1 tRNA gene and 1 pseudogene are annotated in these 754 nt (G+C 62.9%); one reads left to right on the top strand and one right to left on the bottom strand.

The window, feature by feature from the left end:
* A pseudogene (locus B7L68_RS08425) lies at positions 1–335 on the bottom strand (pantothenate kinase); the annotation flags it as partial.
* A 79-nt stretch (positions 336–414) separates the two neighbouring features.
* On the opposite strand from B7L68_RS08425, the gene B7L68_RS08420 reads away from it, so the two are divergent.
* A tRNA-Gln gene (locus B7L68_RS08420) sits at positions 415–552 on the top strand.
* Positions 553–754: the final 202 nt, after the last annotated feature.

The following is a 754-nucleotide window of genomic DNA, read 5'->3' as shown; positions in this document are numbered from 1 at the left end:
TCGATCGCGTGCGCCAGCCTGGCCCCCTCGAGCATAGGCCTGCCCGCCAACGCGGCGGCGCCCAGAGCGGCGCCGAGAGTCAACGCGGCGCTTAGGCCGTACCCAACGCCGAGGTCCACAGGCGATTTGTACACGACGCCTGCATCGACCCCGAGGCCCTCGAGCGCGAGCTCTATGTGCTTCACGCCGGGCCTCCCGCCTCCCCGCCCAACGTACATCCTGATGCCTGGCCTTAACAACACGCCGCAACCGATGGATCCGGTTGTTAGGGGATCGTCGGTGTATCTAGGCGACCATATGCTTGTGACGTGAAGCGGGACTTCTACAAGGACCACGGAGCTAGCCCGCCATTTAAATTTAACGACGGATCTCCGCCGGGGAAATGTTTAAAATGTTTTGTGTGTTTGTGGGGCGAGCCCGGTCGTCTAGCGGCCAAGGGGCCACGGCAATGCGGTCCGGGCCGCGTGCCCGGACGCAGCCCGGCTATGGATGCGGGGCTCTGGACCTGAGGGGAGAGACCCCGTGGCCCGGGTTCGAATCCCGGCCGGGCTACTCTGTGAGTTGTTAAGCTAGATTCGGCCGGGCTACGCGTGCGGTCGACTTGGAGCAGACTTTCTAGAGGTGCGGCGTGGGTAAGGGCCTATGGCCTACGTCCTCTTCCAATGCCTATTTCCCTCAACATGGTGCCTATGCCCAGGATGCCGACCACGGCGAGCACCAGTATCGTGCCTATGTTTATCGAGTCGAGGTTGGG

Source organism: Thermoproteus sp. CP80, assembly GCF_002077075.2.
Lineage (GTDB): Archaea > Thermoproteota > Thermoprotei > Thermoproteales > Thermoproteaceae > Thermoproteus.
This window is presented reverse-complemented; position numbering and strand designations above follow the sequence as displayed.